This is a genomic window from Agrobacterium cavarae, from assembly GCF_004310285.1.
GTDB classification, from domain to species: Bacteria; Pseudomonadota; Alphaproteobacteria; order Rhizobiales; family Rhizobiaceae; genus Agrobacterium; species Agrobacterium cavarae.
Genome location: NZ_SISF01000029.1, coordinates 196910 through 217058 on the forward strand (window position 1 = coordinate 196910; position 20149 = coordinate 217058).

Sequence of the window (20149 nt, forward strand, 5' to 3'; positions counted from 1 at the left end):
ATGGCGGGTCGCCGCTGGAATGAATGAAAAGATGACAGGAGTTTGCGTGACACAGTCCCCGATCAAGATCGAAGCGAAAGCAGAGACGCCGCGCGATCGGCTTGCCGCACTCGGTATAGATCTCCCACCGGCGCCACCGCCCATCGCCAATTTCGTCACCCACGTCGTCGAAGGCAACATGTTGTATCTTTCGGGGCAGGGGCCGCGCGAGGCGAATGGTTTCATGCACACCGGCAAGGTGGGCGTGGATGTTTCGGTCGAGCAGGCCTATGAGGATGCGCGGCTGACTGGCGTCAATCTTCTGGCGGTGATGAATGAGGCGCTCGGCGATCTATCCCGGGTCAAGCGGGTCGTGAAGCTGCTGGGCATGGTCAATGCCTCACCGGACTTCAAGGACCACCCGCAGGTTATCAACGGCTGCTCGGACCTGTTCAACGCCGTCTTCGGCGAGGCTGGTCGTCATGCCCGCTCCGCTGTCGGCTTCGGCTCGCTTCCGGGAAACATCACCGTCGAAATCGAAGCGATCATTGCATTGCAGGATTAACCGGCAAGGAGACGATTAGTGGTTGCGCCATCCCATCAGCTGTTCGATCCTTGCGGCCGACGCTTTCACGCGGTCTGCGTAGCCGGTCTTGTCAGCCATGACTTTCTGCTCGGGAAGGACGATGGAAATCGTCGCAACGCAGTCTCCGCGGTTGTCGACAATGGGCGAGGCGATGCAGGCTACCGAGTAGTCGGATTCCCCCGCCTGGATCGACAGACGTTCTTCGAAAGCCTTGCGCGCGGCGTCCGACAGGTTCTTGGCGTCAATGGTTGCGCGGCCCGTCGGCGAGATGCGGGCTCCGCGCTTGAACAAATCGATGCGCTGCTCCTCCGGCATATGGCCCACAAGAAGGCGTCCAGACGCGGTCCAGTTCAGGGGTACGCGGGTACCAACCCGCGAGGCAACCTGAAAATGGCTGGGGCCATCAGCCATGGCGAGGACCAGCATATGCTCGTCGTCGCGTCCGCAAACCTGCACCGTTTCACCGGCCGCGCGGCAAAGATCGTGCATTTCATGCATGGCGACGCTCATGAAATCCAGCGAGCGAGCATAGGCGAGGCCGTAATGATAGAGGCGCGCACCAAGCCAGATGCTGCCATCGTCGTTACGGGCCAGCATGTTCTTTTCCACAAGGTCGTCAATGATCGCATAAATCGTCGAAAGCGGTGCCTTCACCGCCTTGGCAATGGCGTAGGCACCGGCCGGCGCACCCGTTTCGTACAGATGGTCAATGATCTGAATGGCTCGGTCGATGCCGCTGACGCGCGAGCGCCGCGCCTTGCTTCCTTCCTCGGAAGACGAAAGCTCAAGGGCATTACCAGATGAAGACTTCATATCCAATTCACGCTCCCGCACATCAAAGAACCTATTGCGTTATTATGGCATAGCCTGACGCGGGGCAACAGAAATCATGCGCCAGACAGGCTGGCAAACTGGAGAGATGAGAATGTCAGACGATATCCGCACGAAGATGGGCCTTCGGCCAGTCATCAACGTTTCCGGCACGATGACGAGCCTTGGCGCGTCCATCGTGGTTCCCGAAGCGATCGAGGCTATGGCGGCGATCCTGCCGCAGTTCGTGGAGATCAATGATCTGCAGCGCAAGGCAAGTGCAGTCATTGCTCGTCTGACGGGCGGTGAAGCCGGCTTTGTTACGGCCTCCTGCTCCGCTGGTATTAGCCTCGCGGTTGCCGGCACCATCACAGGGCCAGATCTTCTGGCAATCGAGAGACTGCCGGAAACGTCCACGCCAAAGAACGAAGTTCTGGTGCAAATGGGGCATATGGTCAGCTATGGCGCGCCCGTCGATCAGTCGATCCGGCTTGCGGGCGGCAAGGTGGTGATGATTGGCCAGGCAACCTCCACCCATCGCTATCACATGGAAAACGCGATTACCGACAGGACTGCAGCGGCTGTCTATGTCGTTTCCCACCACGTGGTCGATTATGGTCTCCTCAATCTCAAGGAATTTGTCGAGATCGCGCATGCCAAGGGCGTGCCGGTTATCGTCGATGCTGCATCCGAATATGACCTGCGACTCTTCCTGGAGCAGGGTGCCGATATCGCGCTTTATTCCGGCCACAAGTTTCTGGGCGGCCCTACCTCCGGCATCGTGGCCGGCAAGAAGGAGCTCGTGCGCAATGCCTTTCTCCAGAACATGGGAATTGGTCGCGGCATGAAGGTGGGCAAGGAAAGCATCTTCGGCGTGATGGCGGCCTTGGAAGCTTGGGAAAAGCGTGACCATGTGGGCATACGCGAGCGCGAGACCGGCTATCTGAACCTGTGGAAGGAGACGCTTTCCGATCGCCCCGGCATCACCGCTTTGATCGAACCAGACCCGACGAACAATCCATTGGATCGTATGCGGGTGATTGTCTCTCCCCAGGAGGCTCACATCACGGCCTGGGATCTTGCCGCACGCCTTCGCAGCGGCCCGACACCGATCATCGTGCGCGACCATGAGGTAGAGCACCACTACTTCTACCTCGATCCCTGCAATCTTCACCCCGGTCAGGAGCGCATCGTCGCGGCGCGGCTGGCGGAAGAACTGGATAAGGCGCGTGCCTCGAACGAGGTCATCGCCACGCCGTTCGAAGATCTGAGCCGCCATCGTTTCGATGGTGCGTTGCGCTGGCCCGACTGAGCAAGCGTGCGGCCCGGAGCGGCCGCATAGCCTGCCACTCCAACGAATTGACGAGGATCGACGATGATGATGTCCAACGCCCTGAACAAGACCGCGACTGCACCGGCCACCGGCCCGGTTTTTGCCGTTGAAAATCTCAGAACATCCTTCCTTGTCGACGGTGCCTGGAAGCCGGTGGTTCGCGATATCTCCTTTACGGTCATGCCTGGCGAGACGGTCGCGATCGTCGGCGAAAGTGGCTCCGGCAAATCGGTCACCTCGCTCTCCATCATGCGCTTGCTCCAACCTGACATGAGCAAGATCGAAGGCAAGGTCATGCTGGGAGGGCGTGATCTTCTTGCGCTACCGGAGCACGAGATGCGCAAGGTGCGCGGCAATGATGTCGCGATGATTTTTCAGGAGCCGATGACGAGCCTGAACCCCTTGCTTACCATCGGCGATCAGATCTCCGAGGCCTTGCTTTCTCATCTACCGATGAGCAAGGCGGATGCGCGTGCCGAGACCATCCGCATTCTGGAGAAGGTGCGCATTCCTTCCGCCGCCTCTCGTTTCGATGAGTATCCGCACCGATTTTCCGGCGGCATGCGTCAACGCGTGATGATTGCCATGGCGCTTGCAACCAAGCCTTCGTTGCTGATCGCCGATGAGCCGACCACGGCGCTCGACGTGACCATTCAGGGACAGATCCTCGACCTGATCAAAATGCTGCAGGAGGAGGAAGGAACGTCCGTCCTCTTCATCACCCACGACATGGGGGTCGTCGCCGAGATCGCCGACCGGACTGTCGTCATGTATCGGGGCGAGCAGGTGGAAACGGGCCCGACCGCCGACATCTTCCATCGTGGTCAACATCCCTATACCCGCGCGCTCTTGTCCGCTGTCCCAGTGCTTGGCTCGATGCAAAACCACCAGAGACCTTTGCGCTTTCCGGTGGTGGATGTCACGACAGGTCAGTCCGATGTGCCTGTTGAAGTGAAGAATACGGTCGTCGAAGGCCGGCCGGTTCTGGAAGTTCGCAATCTCACCAAGCGCTTCGATATTCACTCCGGCCTCTTTGGCACGCTTACCGGCCGCGTGCATGCCGTGGAAGACGTGTCTTTCGATCTCCAAGCGGGGGAGACGCTCTCCCTTGTCGGCGAGTCCGGATGCGGCAAGTCGACGACAGGCCGCGCCATCATGCGGCTCATCGAACCCGATAGCGGCTCCGTTATCGTTGAGGGCCGCGATGTGCTGGCGCTGAACAAGCAGGATATGCGCGAGATGCGCAAATCCGTGCAGATGATCTTCCAGGATCCATTTGCCTCTCTCAATCCGCGCATGACCGTTGGCGCGGCCATCGCCGAGCCGTTTCTCGAGCACAGAATGGGAAGTGCCAAAGAGGCGAAAGATGTCGTGGCCGACATGCTGACGAAAGTGGGCCTAACACCCGATATGGCGGGTCGATACCCGCACGAGTTTTCTGGTGGGCAAAGACAGCGTGTCTGTATCGCGCGTGCACTGGCGCTACAGCCAAAGGTCATCGTTGCCGACGAAAGCGTCTCGGCACTGGATGTGTCGATCAAGGCGCAAGTGATCAATCTGATGCTCGACCTTCAGCAAAGCCTTGGCCTCGCCTTCCTGTTCATCTCGCACGACATGGCCGTGGTGGAACGTGTCAGCCACCGCGTCGCCGTCATGTATCTGGGCGAGATTGTCGAGATCGGCCCTCGCGCTGCCGTCTTCGGGAACCCGCAGCATCCTTACACCAAGCGGCTGATGGCTGCCGTGCCGGTGCCAGACCCGGAACGCAGACGCGTAAAAAGCGCAGCTGTTGTCGAGGAACTGAAAAGTCCCATACGCCCGGTCGAGTACAAGGTGATGCCTGCTCGTTTTCGTGAAGTGTCTAAAGGCCACCTCGTGGCCGAGAATTGATGTCTGTCGTGGTGGCATCCAGCAGCGGAAAGGGACGGGCAGCGCATTTTTCCTGCTCTGGAACAACAACCGTCCCACTGTGTTAGCTTTAGCAACTTGGGAGATAAGCCATGACCAACACATCCAATGACGACAAAAAGGCGACACCGCAAACATGGTCGGCAGATCATGGCGGGGGTGTCTCTCCGCCGACATCGACCGGAACGGTCGATAAAGAGCAGGTACACGAGCCGTCCAATGACTGGCCCGCTGCGGACGGTGTCGCGCATGATCCGGTTGAACCGGTACCGTCTTCGGTGGAAGACTTCGATCCGCCAAAAGGTGACGGTCGCCGCACGTTCCAGAACGGTGATACCGATCGCGCTTGAGACGCCGGACGTTCAGAAATAGCCCCACACCGCGCGCTCAGTTCGGCCGCTGATCGCTAAATTTGAGATGACAAGACCGAGCTTCCTACGCTTCGGTCTTTCGCCGTCGGCTCGTTCAAGTCCACAGCGACACGGGATCAGCCTGCCAACAGTTTAGATCGGATGCGCCGTTCCGTATTCGCGCGTCACCCACGGGGTCAACGCTTGAAAATTGCGACCTACAATGTCAACGGTGTGAACGGGCGGCTGCCGAACCTTATCCGGTGGCTCGATGAAGCGTCGCCTGACATTGTGTGTCTTCAAGAGCTGAAAGCGCCACAGAACAAGTTTCCTATCAAAGCAATAGAAACGGCTGGCTACGGCGCTGTCTGGCTTGGGCAGAAATCCTGGAATGGTGTGGCGATCCTGGCTAAGGGTCAGCAACCTCATCTCACCAGACGTGCACTGCCAGGCGACAGCAAAGACGACCAAAGCCGCTACATCGAAGCAATTGTCGATGGAATACTGATCGGCTGTCTTTATGCCCCGAACGGCAACCCCTATCCCGGACCGAAATTCAACTACAAACTCAGATGGCTTAAACGGTTGCGCGCCTACGCAGCCGAGCTTCTCGAACTGAACATATTATCGATCCTTATCGGCGATTACAATGTCATGCCGACAGAGCTCGACGTTTACAAACCGGAGCGGTGGAAAGACGACGCACTCTTTCGCGTCGAAGCGCGGAACGCTTTCAAAACGCTTGTTGAGCAGGGGTGGACGGATGCTTTGAGGCATCTTCATCCCGACGAGCAGATCTACACATTCTGGGACTATTTCAGAAACGCTTTTGGCCGAAATGCCGGGCTCAGGATCGACCACTTCCTGCTCAGTCCGGAAGCTGCCTGCGACCTTATCGCAGCTGATGTCGACAGGCATGTTCGAGCGTGGGATCACAGCAGTGACCATGCACCGGTCTGGATAGAGCTTAAAGATCAGCCTGGTAAGTAAGCGTCCTCGTTGACTGGATTAGGCCCCACACCTGCGGACCTACGGAACGTCTCCTCTTTCGCGTATCGTGCACAGTCCTAAGCCACGATGGAATGGGCGAAGCTTTGCCGATGATCTGATCGGCATCGCCGTTTCACTGTTCAGGCCGGGCGCTGTGCAATTTTCGGAGCCGCTCAAAAACTTGGAAACCCAGCTTGACGCGTTCTAAAAATGAAGATTATGTTAATCGGTAAGATGTCAGACCAATTTCACGGTGCTGACGTTGCGGGGGCAAATGGATCAGACGCTCGAAAAACACGCGATGACGCCGCTGCCGATCATAGACCGGGTGCGGCAGGTCGAAGGCGCGCTTGTCGAGTTTGTTGAACGGGCTGATCTGAAGCCGGGGAGCCGGCTGCCTGCAGAGCGGGAGTTGATGTCAGCGCTTGGCGTCGGGCGTTCCACCATTCGTGAGGTGATCCGAAAGTTTCAAGCTCTTGGAATTATCGATTCTCGCAAGGGCAGCGGCAATTATCTTTTGAAGCCGATTTCCACCGCGACTGTGCATATGCCGATTTCCATTGAGGCGCAGAGCTTGCGAGACGCGCTTTTGATGACGCTGGAAGTGCGGCGTGGGATCGAGGTTGAGGCGTCGATGGCGGCGGCTCGCCGCCGCACCGAGGACGATATCGAAACGATGCGTCTTCGGCTGGAAGAGATGGAGCGCGTTCATCTGGCTGAGGGTACGTCCGGCAAGGCGGACCTTGCCTTTCACCTTTCGATCTACGACGCCACTCACAATTCGCTGTTCAAGCAATTGCTCGAGCAGATGCGCGAAGGCTTCGAGCGCTTCTGGTCCAAGCCGTTCGACAGGCCCGATTTCGCCTCTCGCTCCTTTCCATTTCACCGCACCCTGTTCGACGCGATTGTGGCTGGCGACACGTCGGCGGCGCGGCAGGAAACATTGAAAATCCTCGCGATCGTCGAGGAAGATATTAAGGACATGTCCAAATGAGCCAAGGCTCTGATTTTTTTGATGCAGCATCGCTCGTTGTCGCGCATGACGAAACCCACGCTTTCGAAGCCGTGGTCCCACCGCTGGTGCAGACATCGCTCTTCACCTTCTCAAGCTATGACGAAATGGTCGCGACCTATCGTGGCGAAAAGAGCCGTCCTGTTTACACACGCGGGCTGAACCCCACGGTTCGAATGTTCGAAGAGATGCTGGCTAAGCTGGAAGGTGCTGAAGACGCACTCGGTTTTGCCAGTGGCATGGCAGCGATTTCGTCCACCGTACTGTCCTTCGTTTCTCCCGGCGATCGTATCGTCGCGGTCCGCCACGTCTACCCGGATGCCTTCCGTCTGTTTGGTACCCTGATGAAGCGGATGAAGATTGACGTGACCTATGTCGACGGTCGCGATGAGGCCGCAGTCGAGAAGGCGATGCCCGGCGCCAAGCTGTTTTACATGGAGAGCCCGACAAGCTGGGTGATGGAGGCGCATGATGTCGGTGCTTTGGCAGCGATTGCCAAGCGACACGGCGCGCTCTCTGTCATCGACAATTCCTGGGCCAGCCCGATTTTCCAGACGCCTCTGGCGCTTGGCGTCGATATGGTGGTGCATTCGGCTTCGAAATATCTCGGTGGTCACAGCGACGTTGTTTCGGGCGTCGTTGCCGGTTCCAAGGCGATGATCGACCGTATCCGTGCGGAAGCTTACCCCTATCTTGGCGGCAAGATGTCGCCCTTCGACGCATGGCTGTTGATCCGAGGGCTGCGCACGCTCCCCATCCGCATGAAGGCGCATCAGGAATCGGCGCTTGCGATCGCATCGCGTTTGCAGGCGCTCGACGTCGTAGAGGCTGTTTGTCATCCGGGACTTGCAAACCGTCTTCCGCCTGGGCTGAACGGCACGTCCGGTCTTTTCTCCTTCATCTTCCGAGAAGGTGTGGATGTACGGGCCTTCGCCGACCAGCTTCAGCTTTTCAAACTGGGTGTTTCCTGGGGAGGACATGAAAGCCTGATCGTCCCAGGGGAGGTGGTGCTTGAGCAGAAGGCGCAGCCGAATTCAGCACATACTTTCGGTATCAGCGCGCGCTCCGTGCGCCTGCATGTGGGCCTGGAGGGTACTGAAGCTCTCTGGAATGATCTTGAACCAGCCATCAGAGCGGCATCTGCCGCAGCCTGACGCATCGTGACGACAACAAAAAGGGAGAACGACATGAAAAAACTGGTAGCAGCAGCATTCTTTACCGCCATGATGGCCGGAACGGCACTTGCCGACACGACCCTGAAACTGGTGGAGGTCATCACCAGCCCGGAGCGCACCGAGACTCTGAAAAGCCTCGTGGGTAAATTCGAGGCCGCCAATCCCGGTACGAAGGTCGAGATCATTTCGCTTCCATGGAACGAGGCCTTCCAGAAGTTTGCCACCATGGTATCGGCTGGCGATGTTCCAGACGTGATGGAAATGCCTGACACTTGGCTGTCGCTTTATGCCAATAACGGCATGCTCGAGAGCCTGGAGCCCTATCTGGCAAAGTGGCAGTACACGTCGGATCTGACACCACGCGCATTGGAACTCGGCCGCGACGTGAAGAACACCGCCTACATGCTGCCCTACGGCTTCTACCTGCGCGCGATGTTCTACAACAAGAAGCTGCTTGAGCAGGCTGGCGTGAAGGAACTGCCGAAGACGCTGGACGAATTTGCCGACGCGTCGAAGAAGATTTCGGCCATTCCCGGCAAGTATGGCTATTGCCTTCGTGGCGGCGCCGGAGGTCTGAATGGCTGGGTGATGTTCGGCGCATCCATGGCCGGCTCCAACGAGTTCTTCACCAAGGACGGAAAGTCGACATTCGACAGCCCCGGCTGGGTCAAGGGCCTCACCTACGTCGTCGATCTCTACAAGAACAGCTACGCGCCAAAGGACAGCGTCAACTGGGGCTTCAACGAGATCGTCGCTGGCTTCTATTCCGGCACGTGCGCCTTCCTTGATCAGGATCCGGACGCTTTGATCGCCATCGCCCAGCGCATGAAAAGCGAAGATTTCGGTGTCATGACCATGCCGAAGGGTCCGGATGGAAAGACCTTCCCGACAATCGGTTTTGCCGGCTGGTCGATGATGGCGTCTTCCAAGGACAAGGATCTTTCCTGGAAGCTGATCGAAACGCTGGAAGGACCTGAAGGCAATATCGAGTGGAACAAGAAGACCGGTGCTCTTCCGGTTCACACCTCCGCCGAGAAGGACCCATTCTATGCAAGCGAGCAGTTCAAGGGATGGTTCGAGGAACTGGCCGACAAGAATGCCGTGCCGACAACCATGCCGACCTACCTTCAGGAGTTTGCCTACTTCAAGGATTCGCTTGTGATCAAGACGTCCCAGGAAGCTCTTCTGGGTGACATCACACCTGAAGACCTCGCCAAGCAATGGGCGGACTACATGACGAAGGCGCAGCAGAGGTTCCTTCAGTCCAAGTAAGGGACACCGGTGGCGTATCTTTCAAGGTACGCCACCTTCCTGCTGCCACGAGCTTTGAAGCGCTTCGCGAGCTTGTCGATACGCCCGCGCTTTAAGCCGTTGTTTTGTCACATGTCGTTACCGCAAAGTTCTCGAACACCTTTGTGCGACGTGCCGTGAAGTTGAGATTAGCGCGTGGCCTACGGCCCAGACTTCGTTACGCTGAGGAGCCATTGATGTCGTCATTTTCAAGCGCCGCACCTGCGATGTCGCGCAAACCTATGTTGCGAAGGCTGGCCACCTCGGCTGAGCCATGGCTTTATAGCGCGCCAGTCCTCGTTCTCATCGTCACCGTGATGATGGTGCCGCTGGTGCTCGGGCTTTCCTACGCATTCCGCGACGTCCAGTTGCTCAATCCGTTTTCCGGGGGCTTCATCGGCCTCGAGCATTTCAAGACATTGTCTCAGGATGCCGCCTTCTACCGCGCTCTCAAGAACACGCTGTGGTGGACGGGCGCGTCGGTGTTCCTTCAATTCTTCTTCGGCCTTGTCCTTGCCCTGTTGCTCGACAAGCCCTTTGCCGGTCGCGGTATCGCCCAAGCCTTGGTCTTTCTTCCATGGGCTGTTCCAACCTTTCTGGCCGGCCTCAATTGGGCCTGGTTGTTCAACCCGGTGATCGGACCGCTGCCGTACTGGATGACGTCGCTCGGCATGCTCTCGGCACCGAATAACATTCTGGCCGATCCGCATCTTGCCATGTGGGGACCGATCATCGCCAATGTCTGGTGGGGCATACCTTTCTTCGCCATCACGCTATTGGCCGCCTTGCAGGCCATTCCCCGCGACCTTTACGAGGCGGCTTCTATCGATGGAGCGAGCCCGCTCCAGCGGTTTACCTCGATCACCCTGCCGTTTCTGGCCCCGACGATCGCCATCACCGTTCTGCTTCGTACCGTCTGGATCGCCAATTTCGCCGATCTCATCATCGTCATGACGAATGGTGGCCCGGCCGACCGCACGCAAATCGTTGCAAGCTATATTTTTACCCAGGCCTTCAAGCGGCTGGACTTTGGCTATGCGTCGGCGATCGCGCTGGTTCTGCTCGTGCTTCTGCTCGCCTACTCCATGTTGATCGTCATCATGCGCCAGCGCCTCATCGAGAAGGATTGATCCGTGACCGGCCGAATTTTTTTGACAGTCGCGCACCGCCTGGCGATCCTCGTCTACATCGCATTCGCGCTCTTTCCCTTGTTCTGGCTACTCAAGGTTTCGGTGACGCCGAACGACTTGCTCTATAGCGAGGGTGTGCGGCTATGGCCGTCGCGCGCAACCTTCGACCACTATCGCTTCGTCATTGAAAACAGCGCTTTTCCGACGTTCTTCAAGAACAGCGTCATCGTGGCGGGATCAACGGCTTTTGCCGTTACGGTGCTGTCGTCACTCTCCGGCTATGCGCTTTCACGCTTCCAGTTCCGCGGGAAATACTGGATCATCGCCCTGATGCTCATCACCCAGATGTTCCCGCTGGTCATGCTGGTGGCACCGATCTTCAAGATGCTGTCTCCGCTCGGCCTGACCAACAGCCTGACCGGCCTCGTCATCGTCTACACCGCGTTCAACGTGCCTTTCGCCACGTTCCTTATGCAGTCGTTCTTCGACGGCATTCCGAAGGATCTGGAGGAGGCCGCCATGATCGACGGCGCAAGCCGCTTTACCGCCTTCCGCCAGATCATCCTGCCTCTGACGCTTCCGGGAATTGCCGCGACGCTTGGCTTCGTCTTCACCGCGGCCTGGAGCGAGCTTCTCTTTGCGCTGATGCTGATTTCTGGAAATCAAAACGCGACCTTCCCGGTCGGCCTCCTGACATTCGTGTCGAAATTCTCCGTCGATTTCGGGCAGATGATGGCAGCGGGCGTCCTGGCGCTCATTCCCGCATGCCTCTTCTTCCTGCTGATCCAAAGATACCTCGTACAGGGCCTGACGGCCGGTGCAGTGAAAGGATAAATCCATGGCTTCCATCGAGCTGAACCGCGTCGCCAAGTCCTATGGGGATCATCCTGTCCTGCACGGTGTCGATCTTTCCATTGCCGATGGCGAGTTCGTGGTTCTCGTCGGCCCCTCCGGTTGCGGCAAATCCACCCTGCTGCGTATGATCGCTGGTCTGGAGGAAATCACCTCGGGCACGCTCTCCATCGATGGGCAACTCGTCAACAATCTCAAGCCCAAGGACCGTGACATTGCCATGGTGTTTCAGTCCTATGCGCTCTACCCGCATATGAGCGTCGCCGACAATATGAGCTACAGCCTGCGGCTTCGCCGCAGCCCCAAGGAGGCGATTGCTGCGGCCGTTTCGTCAGCATCGAGTAAGCTCGGTCTCGATCCCTATCTTGCAAGGCGCCCGAAGGCGCTGTCCGGCGGCCAGCGTCAACGCGTTGCCATGGGGCGCGCCATTGTGCGCCAACCCAAAGCCTTCCTTTTTGACGAACCCTTGTCCAACCTCGACGCGCGTCTGCGTGAGCAGATGCGCGCCGAAATCAAGCGGATGCATGCCGATCTACGTGCTACCTCCGTCTACGTCACCCATGACCAGATCGAGGCGATGACGCTCGCCTCGCGCATCGTCGCAATGAATGCCGGCTATGTGCAGCAGATCGGTGCGCCGCTCGATCTTTACGATCGTCCGGCCAACCTCTTTGTCGCCGGGTTTATCGGTTCGCCAGGAATGAACTTTCTTGAAGGCCGCTGTGTTCAAAAGCCCTATGGAAGCGCAATGTCCTTGCCAGACGGTAGCCAGCTTCCCCTGGGCCGAACGATTCCGCTTAGAGATGGCGAGGCCATGACCCTCGGTATCCGTCCCGAGCACGTCGTTGTCTCACCAGAGACGGGTGGTGTCGATGCCAAGGTGGAGCTTGTCGAGCCGACAGGCCTCGGTATTATCCTGCACCTCACGGTACACGGGCTTCCCTTCAAGCTGTTTTCTTCCGATCGTGCACTGTTGCAGCCCGGGGCTTCGATCAGCGTTGGTCTGCCGCAAGCCAGGCTCCACGTCTTTGACAGCAACGGTGACCGCGTGAATACAGATCAATAGGCTCGAGCCCTCCGGTGGATGCAGCTTCCTCTGATCTTGGCAGCCACGCCTCATCGGACCCGAAATCTGGACTGATCTTAAATTGTACGCTGTGTGGGCAAAAAGGACGTCGTACGGTTCTGATGCGTCTAAGATTACGCGCGGCGTTCTAAGGCCGCCGCGCCGAAAATCCTATTTGCACAACAGGAAAGATCAATCATTTGAGAACGTCGTTGCGCTCTGAGATGTTGAAACCATCATATTGTAGTCGTTGTAAATCCACTCCAGATCATTGGCGGCTTTACGAGCATCGCCCTTGGCCTTCTGCAGTTTTTCCTGGAAGTCCCGCAGCTTGCTGAGAAGCGTTCCTGGGCTGGATTCGAAGACGTGGAACGAGCCGGGATGTTCAGTCGCGTAGTCATCGAACACCTTGACGGCTTCGGCATAGTCCTTGAGCGACGCGTTATAGGCGCCGAGGTCGACTTTTGTCTCATTGCCGCTCGGCAATGTCTCCATGACGGCTTGCGCCTTGATCATGATGTTACGCACCTGCCAGCGGGATTTCTTGCCCTCGGCTTTCTCCAGCGATGCCAATTCCTGCAAGTCGATTTGACGCTTCTCCTTGGCCAGAAGCGTGTCGGCCTCGGTCCTTGCCGTTGAAAATTCATCCGCAAACTTTATGATCCGAGCGTGAAATTCCTTGCCACCCTGCATCTTGTCGCTCTTATAGTCTGAACGGTCGTAATATTTGCTGGCCTTTTCCAGAACCGGCGCAAGCTCCTTATAGACGGCAATGAACCGCGTCATGGCTGCGTCGAGATCAGGCATCTTTGGCTCTGCGCCTGTTGCCTCTTCCGCTTTGGCAATTTCGGTGCGAACGTCATAAGGTGCGTAAAGCCCGTAAATGATGCGTTCCTTACCGGTTGGACCCTTCTTCATGTTTACCCAGCTTTCGTATCGGGAAAGCGAGTCCGACGCGCGGATCGCGCGGTTCATGAAGCCGACATAGGCATTCATTTTCTCCACCGCAGCACCGTGATCCTCTTCTCCAGATTGCGCCCAAGCAGCTGGGGCGAGGACCATGGTGAACGCCAGACAAACAAAAAATCTCATCAGTTTTGTCAAATTTCTCTCCTTTATCAGATGCTTCCCCGTAGATCCCGCCGCCTTGGTACTCCTTTGCGGTGCAGCTGGAAGGTGCGTTTTTTTACCAGAACTTTTTTATAGACGCGCGCTTAACAGGCTTGGGAGCGGCTTTGCGTTGAGACGGATTTGGGCGTTTGCTTGCGGGTTCGATCAACCTCAGGCAACGGATCGGTCACCCGTTTTTAGGCAGTTTTCTGATATAAAGTGAAGGACAAGATCTGGTCGTTGTAACGACTGCAGGATCGCCTTTTAGTGTTCATGGTTTGCAGAAATGAGAAGCCATGATTCACGACGCGCTCAACGCGACATCGATACCGTTTCAGGTCTGCATTGTCGGGGCTGGTCCGGTTGGCCTTGCTCTTGCGTGCAGGTTGGAAGAGCAGGGTATCTGCGTTCTCCTAGTAGAAGCGGGTGAGAACGGCGATGGAGGACGCCACGTCAGTGTCGCAAATCAACATCATGCTCCATTGATGTCTGCAACGGCGAGTGGGCTGGGCGGTACATCATCGCTATGGGGAGGGCGATGCGTCGCCTTTGACGACATCGATTTTCTTCGGCGCCCATACGTTCCGAACTCCGGATGGCCGATCTCCCATAAGGAGGTAAGTCGCTACTACGGAGACGCGCTAAAGTTTTTGAATGTCGCCGACATCGATTTAGGTGATAAGCAAATAAACGGCGATCCCGATGAGGTTCACCTCGACGCCATAGAGTGGTGGAGTTCTCAGCCCAACCTCGGACTGCAGTACCGCGACCGTATCGATCAATCCAAGCTGATCCATTTTCTCCCAGACACGGTTCTCAGCGCGATCGAGCTCGATTCTAACCACGCCGTCACTCATCTGCAGCTTCAAGGCAAGGCGGGGACTTTGCGAATTCACGCTCAAAGGCTGGTGCTTGCCGCCGGTGGCATCGGGAACGTGCGATTGCTCCACCAATTGCACACGGCGCATCCCGGGGTTCTTTCCCCTGCACTTGGGCGCTATTACCAAGGACATCTGACGGGTTACATTGCCATTGTGGAACTAGAAGACGACGTTGGCGTCGATGCACTGTCATTTCAAGCGACCAAAGGGGGAGGCATCTTTCGGCGCCGTTTCCAGCTTTCAGGTGATGCGCAACAGCGCCTCGGCTTACTCAATTGCGTCTTCTGGCTCGACACGATCTCCATCTCGAATGCCCTCCACCATTCGGCTGGACTTTCCGCGGTGTTTCTCGCCCTTCAACTGACGGGTCTCTACCGTTTTTTTGCCAATGGTAAAGCTGCTGGCTCGCGGCTTCGAAGAGGTCGTCGATACCGGGATCATCTTCGCAATCTCGTCCCCTCTGCGTCAGTCTTGAAGGATATTCGCCGCACCATCGGCCAATTGCTGCGGCGCCGCGATCGGAGAGTGCCGATCGTCAACCCCGCCCGGCGCTATTTGCTGCGCTACCATGCCGAACAGGCTCCCGACATGTCCAGCACCGTCATGCCATCGCCGTCGACGCAGGAGGATCAAGTGGCAGCGGTTGCGATCGATTATCGCGTGCGGAATGAGGACCTCATATCGATAGAAAGGTCGCATGCTGTTCTCGATCGGTGGCTGAAAGAAAGAGGGATGGGAAGGCTCGATTACCTGCACCCGGCATCCGCCCGCCTGCAAGCACTCCGTGATCAGGCCTATGACGGCTTTCACCAGATCGGCTTGACGCGGATGAGCGCTTCGCCCGAAGAGGGCGTTGTCGATCGTGACTGCAAGGTTCACGGCGTCAGCAATCTTTTCGTTGCGGGAAGTTGCGTTTTCCCCACGGGCGGGCACGCAAACCCGACCATGCCCGCAGTCGCACTCAGTATGCGACTGGCAGACCATTTGGTTGAAACGCTCACAGCCAAACAAGCTGTTGGGCCGGTCGCTATCAGTTGAATCCCATTTCGGTAGCCATTGTGCAAAGCCGCGTGCAGATACACGCGGCTTTGCATCAGGTTAGGATTCTAACGCCTTCAGCGCGCGGCCCAGTTGGCGCCGCGGCGGAAAATCTCCCGCATCTGCGGAACGGCAAATTCCTTTGCCTGGTGACCGAGTGATGAATAGAAGACGCGGCCTTTCCCGTAGTTGCGCTTCCAGGCGACCGGCATGACGACGCCGTCAATCCACCAGGCGTGATCGCCGGTAAAGGTTGTCGTCGCGAGAACCTCGTTTGAAGGGTCGACATGCATGTAGTACTGCTCGGACGTGTAGGGGAAATCGGTGATGCCGGCCATGATCGGGTCTTCCGGCTTGGTGATGTTGACGGTGTAATCGATGATGTTGCCGGGGTGGGCGACCCATTGTCCGCCGATCATGAACTGGTACTCGACGCACTCGCGGAAGCTGTCGCCGGCACCGCCGTGATATCCGGCGATGCCGACACCGTTCTCGACGGCGGTCGCAAGATTCTTGATCTCTTCCTTTTCGATCTTGGACATGGTGACGATCGGTACGACGAGGCTGAGATCGTGGACAGAGGGATCGGCGAAGGCCTCGGTGCTATGTTCGACATAGACCTTGAAGCCTTCCTCTTCGAGAAGATCCTTGATGATGACCGAGCATTCCTCAGGTTCGTGGCCGCTCCAGCCGCCCCATACTATCAGTGCTTCACGCATTTTATTCCTCCTCAGAATTATTGACCGATCCGGCCGTCGACCAGTGACGCGGCCAGCGGGGCCGGGCGGTCGACGACGGTGGTGATGGAAACGGTTGTGCCCGTGTCCGATGCGGTTTGAAACGCTTCCATGACTTCAAGAACGTGCAGTGCCAGATCGCCATTGGCTCGGTGCTGGCGATTTGAGCGGATAGCATGGGCCATGTCCGCGACGCCGATCGATCTGTAGTTGCCATCCGCGTAGGGCGACGACAGTTCCTGGATTTCGAACTCGCCTCCTTTTTTCAGAAGCTGCACCTCGCCACCAAAGTGGTTGGGATCGGGTACAAGCAGGGTGCCTTCCGTGCCGTAGAGTTCGAGCGGGACATGCCTGTGTCCAGCCACGTCAAAACTCATGCCGACCTGAACGATCGCGCCGTTCTGAAATGCAAGCGCGCCTGCGACATGGGTCGCCACATGGACCGGGATTTTCTCGCCGTTGCGAGGCTCGCTGGTGATCACGCGCTCGGTACGTGGCGAAAAGGCAAAGCCTGCCACCTTGGCGACGGGTCCAAAGAGGTTGACGAGGTCGGTAATGTAATAGGGTCCCATGTCCAGCATCGGTCCGCCGCCGACTTCGTAGTAGAAGGCGGGGTTAGGGTGCCAGCGTTCGTGTCCCGGGCACATGAATGTCGCCGTTCCGCCGACTGGCGTCCCAAGAACGCGTTGATCGATGAGGGTCCGCGCGGTTTGATGACCGCCGCCCAGGAACGTGTCCGGTGCCGCACCGATGCGCAGCTTCTTCGCTTTCGCCGCTTCCGCAAGCCGTTTGCCCTCGGCAAAGTTAATCCCAAGCGGCTTTTCGGAATAGGTGTGCTTGCCGGCGTCCAGTGCCCTCAAGCCCACCTCGACATGCGCCTTGGGGATCGTCAGGTTGACGATGATCTCGATCTCCGGATCCCTCAGCAAATCCTCGACGCTTCGCGCGGCGACGTTAAATTCCTCGGCCTTTGCTTTGGCCATCTCCGCGTTCATATCCGCGACACCCTTGATGTCGAGGATCGGGAAGGATGCCATCGCCTTCAAGTAAGCGCCCGAGATATTGCCGCATCCAATAATGCCGATGCCGACCTTTTGCATATTCTACTCTCCCATCATGCTTGCGCCCGCTCACTCCTCAGAGAGCTGGGCCTGTGGTGTTCCAAGGCGATTCGTACAGTTCGTAGAGCGCGACAGCCGCAGCACCCTGTGCCCAGAGCTCATCGCTGGAGTTGTCGAAGACCAGTTCCGCCACGCCTTGTAGGGATGGCGGCACGGAAATCTCGTAGGCGCTCCTGATGCTATCGATGAACGGGGCACCGAGATCGAGGCTGGAGCCAACGAAGATGACGCGCGGCGGAGCAAACAGGGTCACGATATTGGCAAGCGTCAGACCTATTGCGGCACCCGCCCGTTGGGCAGCGGCGATGAGATCATTGTCCTGCGCCAGCACCAGCGCTTGGGCATGTTGAATGCCCCGGCCAAGCCGGATCGCCTCGGCGAAACGTCCGTCAGCGGGCCGTGACGCAAGGATTGCATTTTCGCCGGCCTGGCTCGCCAGCCGAACGGTGCCTTCAGGGCTCGCGACAAGCACGAGATCACCGAGATTATGGCTGAGACCACCGGCGCCGCGGAAGAGGTCGTTTCTGTGCAACACGCCTAAGCCCAGCGTCTGCTCCAGCGAGATCAGCACCATGTCCTCAAGATCGCGCGCCTTGCCGAACCAGTGGTGGCCAAGCGTCACGGCATGGGCATCGCTTTCAATGATGGTGGGCGTTCCAAAGCGCGCCGTCATCTCGCCGGCAAAATCGATGTTGACTTCGCGTAGCACTGGGCTGGAGCGGATCTTGCCGGTGCGGTGTTCAATCACTCCTGGCAGACCGAGGCAGACCCGGTCGACATCTTCGAGCGAGAGCCCTGCATCGACGACGCATCGACGCACACCGTCTTCGATCAGATCTGCAATGACGCCGATTGGCTGGCGATCGATCCGAATGGGCAGCGAGAGGGACGACAGGACGTTGCCGCAGAAATCGGTGACGACGAAGACCATACGGTTGGCCGCGATTTTGGCCCCAACCACCCTGGCAGCATCCGGATTGAGTTCCAGCATTACGCGGGGACGGCCGCGCGCGCCCTCTGTTCGTATATCGCCCAGGTGGCGCGACAGAATGAGGCCATCATCCAGTAACGATGCCGTTATCGCGGAGACTGTGGTGGTGGAAAGCTGCGTCCTATCACTGATCTCCACACGCGAAATTGGGCCGTGACGACGGATCGTGTCGAGGACGTTCAAGCGATTGATTGCACGCATCAGTTCGGGGTCGGCAGTCTTCATGGGTCCAGTCGCAACGAGCTTGAGCAGAGCAATTCAGGATGTCCGATTAATATCGGATCACGGATTAAATAGCCCGAATATGCGTCGCCATGTCAAGCTGCGTTGCGGAAAATAGTAGTTACGCCTTGACAGTTAGTGGATTCTTATATGAATTAATTCGGATTGGGGAATAAATGTGAGGAAGTCCCCGGGAGGATCATCATCATGACGTTTATGCACGCGGGCGCAAGCCTGGGCGGCAAGCTGATCACGCTTGCCTCCACCACAGCCATTACATTCATGCTCGGCGCAGCAAGCGCTTCTGCCGCAACTGTCGTCAAGTGGATGCACGTCGAACTCGATCCGAAATCCGTGGCAGTGTGGGAAGAGATTGCCAAGGATTACGAGACGAAACACCCCGATGTCGACATTCAGCTGCAGTTTCTGGAAAACGAAGCTTTCAAGGCCAAACTTCCTACCCTTTTGCAATCGAATGACGTTCCCGACTTCTTTTACAGCTGGGGCGGCGGCGTGCTTGAGGAGCAGTCCAAGACGGGCGCTCTGAAGGATCTGACCGAAATCTTCGATGCTGATGGCGGCAAGATCCGCAACGCCTACAACCCGGCTGCCATTGATGGTCTGTCCTTCGATGGAAAAGTCTGGGCTGTGCCGTATCGCGTCAGCCTTGTCAGCTTCTTCTACAACAAGCAGCTGTTTTCCAAGGCCGGCGTCAAGGCGGAAGACATCAAGACATGGGATGATCTTGGCGCCGCGGTAAAGAAGATCAAGGATGCCGGGATTGTGCCGATTGCCGGTGGTGGCGGGGAGAAGTGGCCGATCCATTTCTACTGGAGCTATCTCGTCATGCGCAATGGAGGCCAAGCGGTCTTCGATGCCGCAAGCAAGGGCGAGGGCGAAGGCTTCATGGACCCGACGATCATCAAGGCTGGCGAGCAGCTTGCAGAATTCGGTAAACTCGAACCGTTCCAGCCGGGCTATCTCGGCGCCACCTGGCCACAGGCGCTCGGTGTTTTTGGCGACGGCAAAGCGGCGATGATCCTTGGTTTCGACAATACCGAAGCCAACCAGCGCAAGAATGCAGGTGATGGCAAGGGTCTTTCCTCCGACAATCTCGGTCGCTTCGCTTTTCCGATGGTCGAGGGCGGTGCGGGCAAAGCCACTGACACGCTTGGCGGCCTGAACGGATGGGCGGTGACGAAGAATGCTTCGAAGGAAGCAATCGATTTCGCCACCTTCCTCACCAATGCCGACAACGAGAAGAAGCTCGCGGCAGCCGGCATGATCTTACCCGTCGCAGTCGGTGCGAGTGAAGCGGTGAAAGATCCGCTGATGGCCGATTCCGCCAAGCAACTTGCGGCGTCCACGTGGCATCAAAACTTCTTCGACCAGACGCTCGGTGCCGCTGTTGGCCGCGTCGTCAACGACATCTCCGTCGAAATCGTCTCCGGTCAAATGACGCCTGAAGAGGGCGCGCAGCAGATCCAGGATGCTTTCGAGCTTCGCTGATCCCGCCTGAACGGTGGGTGCCGCCTGGTGCGGCGCCCATCGCCATTGCGTGAATACGA

18 protein-coding genes are annotated in these 20149 nt (G+C 57.7%); 13 read left to right on the top strand and 5 right to left on the bottom strand.

The genetic code is table 11. The features are described 5' to 3' along the window. The first annotated feature begins 31 nt into the window (after positions 1–31). Positions 32–544 (top strand): RidA family protein, encoded by a 513-nt coding sequence (locus tag EYC79_RS11005; RefSeq protein ID WP_062426971.1) that lies wholly within the window; start codon positions 32–34, stop codon positions 542–544. A gap of 15 nt (positions 545–559) precedes the next feature. Here the strand turns inward: EYC79_RS11005 and EYC79_RS11010 are convergent, their stop codons facing one another. Then, on the bottom strand, positions 560–1378 hold the full coding sequence (locus EYC79_RS11010; RefSeq protein WP_130978004.1) for an IclR family transcriptional regulator: 819 nt from the start codon (positions 1376–1378) through the stop codon (positions 560–562). A gap of 112 nt (positions 1379–1490) precedes the next feature. On the opposite strand from EYC79_RS11010, the gene EYC79_RS11015 reads away from it, so the two are divergent. From EYC79_RS11015 to EYC79_RS11060, 10 genes are all read left to right on the top strand, one after another. Continuing rightward, positions 1491–2687, top strand: coding sequence for an aminotransferase class V-fold PLP-dependent enzyme (locus EYC79_RS11015; RefSeq protein WP_130978005.1), 1197 nt, complete (start codon positions 1491–1493; stop codon positions 2685–2687). 63 nt (positions 2688–2750) lie between these two features. Then, complete coding sequence (locus EYC79_RS11020; RefSeq protein WP_418122479.1) at positions 2751–4598, top strand: ABC transporter ATP-binding protein; 1848 nt, start codon at positions 2751–2753, stop codon at positions 4596–4598. 110 nt (positions 4599–4708) lie between these two features. Then, positions 4709–4966, top strand: a complete 258-nt coding sequence (locus EYC79_RS11025) for a hypothetical protein (protein ID WP_130978006.1) — start codon at positions 4709–4711, stop codon at positions 4964–4966. Between the two features lie 204 nt (positions 4967–5170). Further along, the gene (gene xth / locus EYC79_RS11030; protein WP_130978007.1) at positions 5171–5956 is read left to right on the top strand and encodes an exodeoxyribonuclease III; all 786 of its coding nucleotides are present in this window, start codon (positions 5171–5173) and stop codon (positions 5954–5956) included. A 301-nt stretch (positions 5957–6257) separates the two neighbouring features. After that, on the top strand, positions 6258–6950 hold the full coding sequence (locus EYC79_RS11035) for a FadR/GntR family transcriptional regulator (protein WP_165457014.1): 693 nt from the start codon (positions 6258–6260) through the stop codon (positions 6948–6950). Next, a complete protein-coding gene (locus EYC79_RS11040) occupies positions 6947–8122 on the top strand; it encodes a PLP-dependent transferase (RefSeq protein ID WP_130978009.1) in 1176 nt (391 codons plus the stop codon). The genes EYC79_RS11035 and EYC79_RS11040 overlap by 4 nt, the downstream gene beginning before the upstream one ends. A 33-nt stretch (positions 8123–8155) precedes the next feature. Continuing rightward, positions 8156–9415 carry an ABC transporter substrate-binding protein gene (locus tag EYC79_RS11045; RefSeq protein WP_130978010.1) on the top strand — a complete coding sequence of 420 codons (1260 nt, stop codon included), beginning with the start codon at positions 8156–8158 and terminating at the stop codon, positions 9413–9415. Between the two features lie 245 nt (positions 9416–9660). Further along, positions 9661–10563 carry a carbohydrate ABC transporter permease gene (locus tag EYC79_RS11050; RefSeq protein WP_376784964.1) on the top strand — a complete coding sequence of 301 codons (903 nt, stop codon included), beginning with the start codon at positions 9661–9663 and terminating at the stop codon, positions 10561–10563. 3 nt (positions 10564–10566) lie between these two features. Then, positions 10567–11397 (top strand): carbohydrate ABC transporter permease, encoded by an 831-nt coding sequence (locus tag EYC79_RS11055; protein WP_130978011.1) that lies wholly within the window; start codon positions 10567–10569, stop codon positions 11395–11397. Between the two features lie 4 nt (positions 11398–11401). Then, a complete protein-coding gene (locus EYC79_RS11060) occupies positions 11402–12481 on the top strand; it encodes an ABC transporter ATP-binding protein (RefSeq protein ID WP_130978012.1) in 1080 nt (359 codons plus the stop codon). Positions 12482–12673: 192 nt separating this feature from the next. On the opposite strand, the gene EYC79_RS11065 is transcribed toward EYC79_RS11060, so the two are convergent. Beyond that, positions 12674–13543 carry a YiiG family protein gene (locus EYC79_RS11065; RefSeq protein WP_245495258.1) on the bottom strand — a complete coding sequence of 290 codons (870 nt, stop codon included), beginning with the start codon at positions 13541–13543 and terminating at the stop codon, positions 12674–12676. Between the two features lie 344 nt (positions 13544–13887). On the opposite strand from EYC79_RS11065, the gene EYC79_RS11070 reads away from it, so the two are divergent. Beyond that, positions 13888–15510: a GMC oxidoreductase gene (locus EYC79_RS11070; RefSeq protein ID WP_130978014.1), complete on the top strand. Its 1623-nt coding sequence runs from the start codon at positions 13888–13890 to the stop codon at positions 15508–15510. 77 nt (positions 15511–15587) lie between these two features. Here EYC79_RS11070 and EYC79_RS11075 read toward each other — a convergent pair whose 3' ends face one another. Genes EYC79_RS11075 through EYC79_RS11085 form a run of 3 tightly spaced genes read right to left on the bottom strand, consistent with a single transcriptional unit; the run spans position 15588 to position 18584 of the window. Beyond that, the gene (locus EYC79_RS11075) at positions 15588–16229 is read right to left on the bottom strand and encodes a ThuA domain-containing protein (protein WP_062442427.1); all 642 of its coding nucleotides are present in this window, start codon (positions 16227–16229) and stop codon (positions 15588–15590) included. A 17-nt stretch (positions 16230–16246) separates the two neighbouring features. Next, on the bottom strand, positions 16247–17347 hold the full coding sequence (locus EYC79_RS11080; RefSeq protein ID WP_130978015.1) for a Gfo/Idh/MocA family protein: 1101 nt from the start codon (positions 17345–17347) through the stop codon (positions 16247–16249). 37 nt (positions 17348–17384) lie between these two features. After that, on the bottom strand, positions 17385–18584 hold the full coding sequence (locus EYC79_RS11085; protein ID WP_130978016.1) for an ROK family transcriptional regulator: 1200 nt from the start codon (positions 18582–18584) through the stop codon (positions 17385–17387). A gap of 204 nt (positions 18585–18788) precedes the next feature. On the opposite strand from EYC79_RS11085, the gene EYC79_RS11090 reads away from it, so the two are divergent. Then, positions 18789–20090, top strand: a complete 1302-nt coding sequence (locus tag EYC79_RS11090; RefSeq protein WP_113267160.1) for an ABC transporter substrate-binding protein — start codon at positions 18789–18791, stop codon at positions 20088–20090. Positions 20091–20149 lie beyond the last annotated feature (59 nt).

Coding starts and splice junctions, on each gene's coding strand:
- EYC79_RS11060 (WP_130978012.1), top strand. CDS start 11,402: ATGGCTTCCATCGAGCTGAACCGCGTCGCCAAGTCCTATGGGGATCAT.
- EYC79_RS11015 (WP_130978005.1), top strand. CDS start 1,491: ATGTCAGACGATATCCGCACGAAGATGGGCCTTCGGCCAGTCATCAAC.
- EYC79_RS11065 (WP_245495258.1), bottom strand. CDS start 13,543: ATGGTCCTCGCCCCAGCTGCTTGGGCGCAATCTGGAGAAGAGGATCAC.
- EYC79_RS11040 (WP_130978009.1), top strand. CDS start 6,947: ATGAGCCAAGGCTCTGATTTTTTTGATGCAGCATCGCTCGTTGTCGCG.
- EYC79_RS11050 (WP_376784964.1), top strand. CDS start 9,661: ATGTCGCGCAAACCTATGTTGCGAAGGCTGGCCACCTCGGCTGAGCCA.
- EYC79_RS11070 (WP_130978014.1), top strand. CDS start 13,888: ATGATTCACGACGCGCTCAACGCGACATCGATACCGTTTCAGGTCTGC.
- EYC79_RS11075 (WP_062442427.1), bottom strand. CDS start 16,229: ATGCGTGAAGCACTGATAGTATGGGGCGGCTGGAGCGGCCACGAACCT.
- EYC79_RS11025 (WP_130978006.1), top strand. CDS start 4,709: ATGACCAACACATCCAATGACGACAAAAAGGCGACACCGCAAACATGG.
- EYC79_RS11045 (WP_130978010.1), top strand. CDS start 8,156: ATGAAAAAACTGGTAGCAGCAGCATTCTTTACCGCCATGATGGCCGGA.
- EYC79_RS11035 (WP_165457014.1), top strand. CDS start 6,258: ATGACGCCGCTGCCGATCATAGACCGGGTGCGGCAGGTCGAAGGCGCG.
- EYC79_RS11090 (WP_113267160.1), top strand. CDS start 18,789: ATGACGTTTATGCACGCGGGCGCAAGCCTGGGCGGCAAGCTGATCACG.
- EYC79_RS11085 (WP_130978016.1), bottom strand. CDS start 18,584: ATGAAGACTGCCGACCCCGAACTGATGCGTGCAATCAATCGCTTGAAC.
- EYC79_RS11080 (WP_130978015.1), bottom strand. CDS start 17,347: ATGCAAAAGGTCGGCATCGGCATTATTGGATGCGGCAATATCTCGGGC.
- EYC79_RS11010 (WP_130978004.1), bottom strand. CDS start 1,378: ATGAAGTCTTCATCTGGTAATGCCCTTGAGCTTTCGTCTTCCGAGGAA.
- EYC79_RS11020 (WP_418122479.1), top strand. CDS start 2,751: ATGATGATGTCCAACGCCCTGAACAAGACCGCGACTGCACCGGCCACC.
- EYC79_RS11005 (WP_062426971.1), top strand. CDS start 32: ATGACAGGAGTTTGCGTGACACAGTCCCCGATCAAGATCGAAGCGAAA.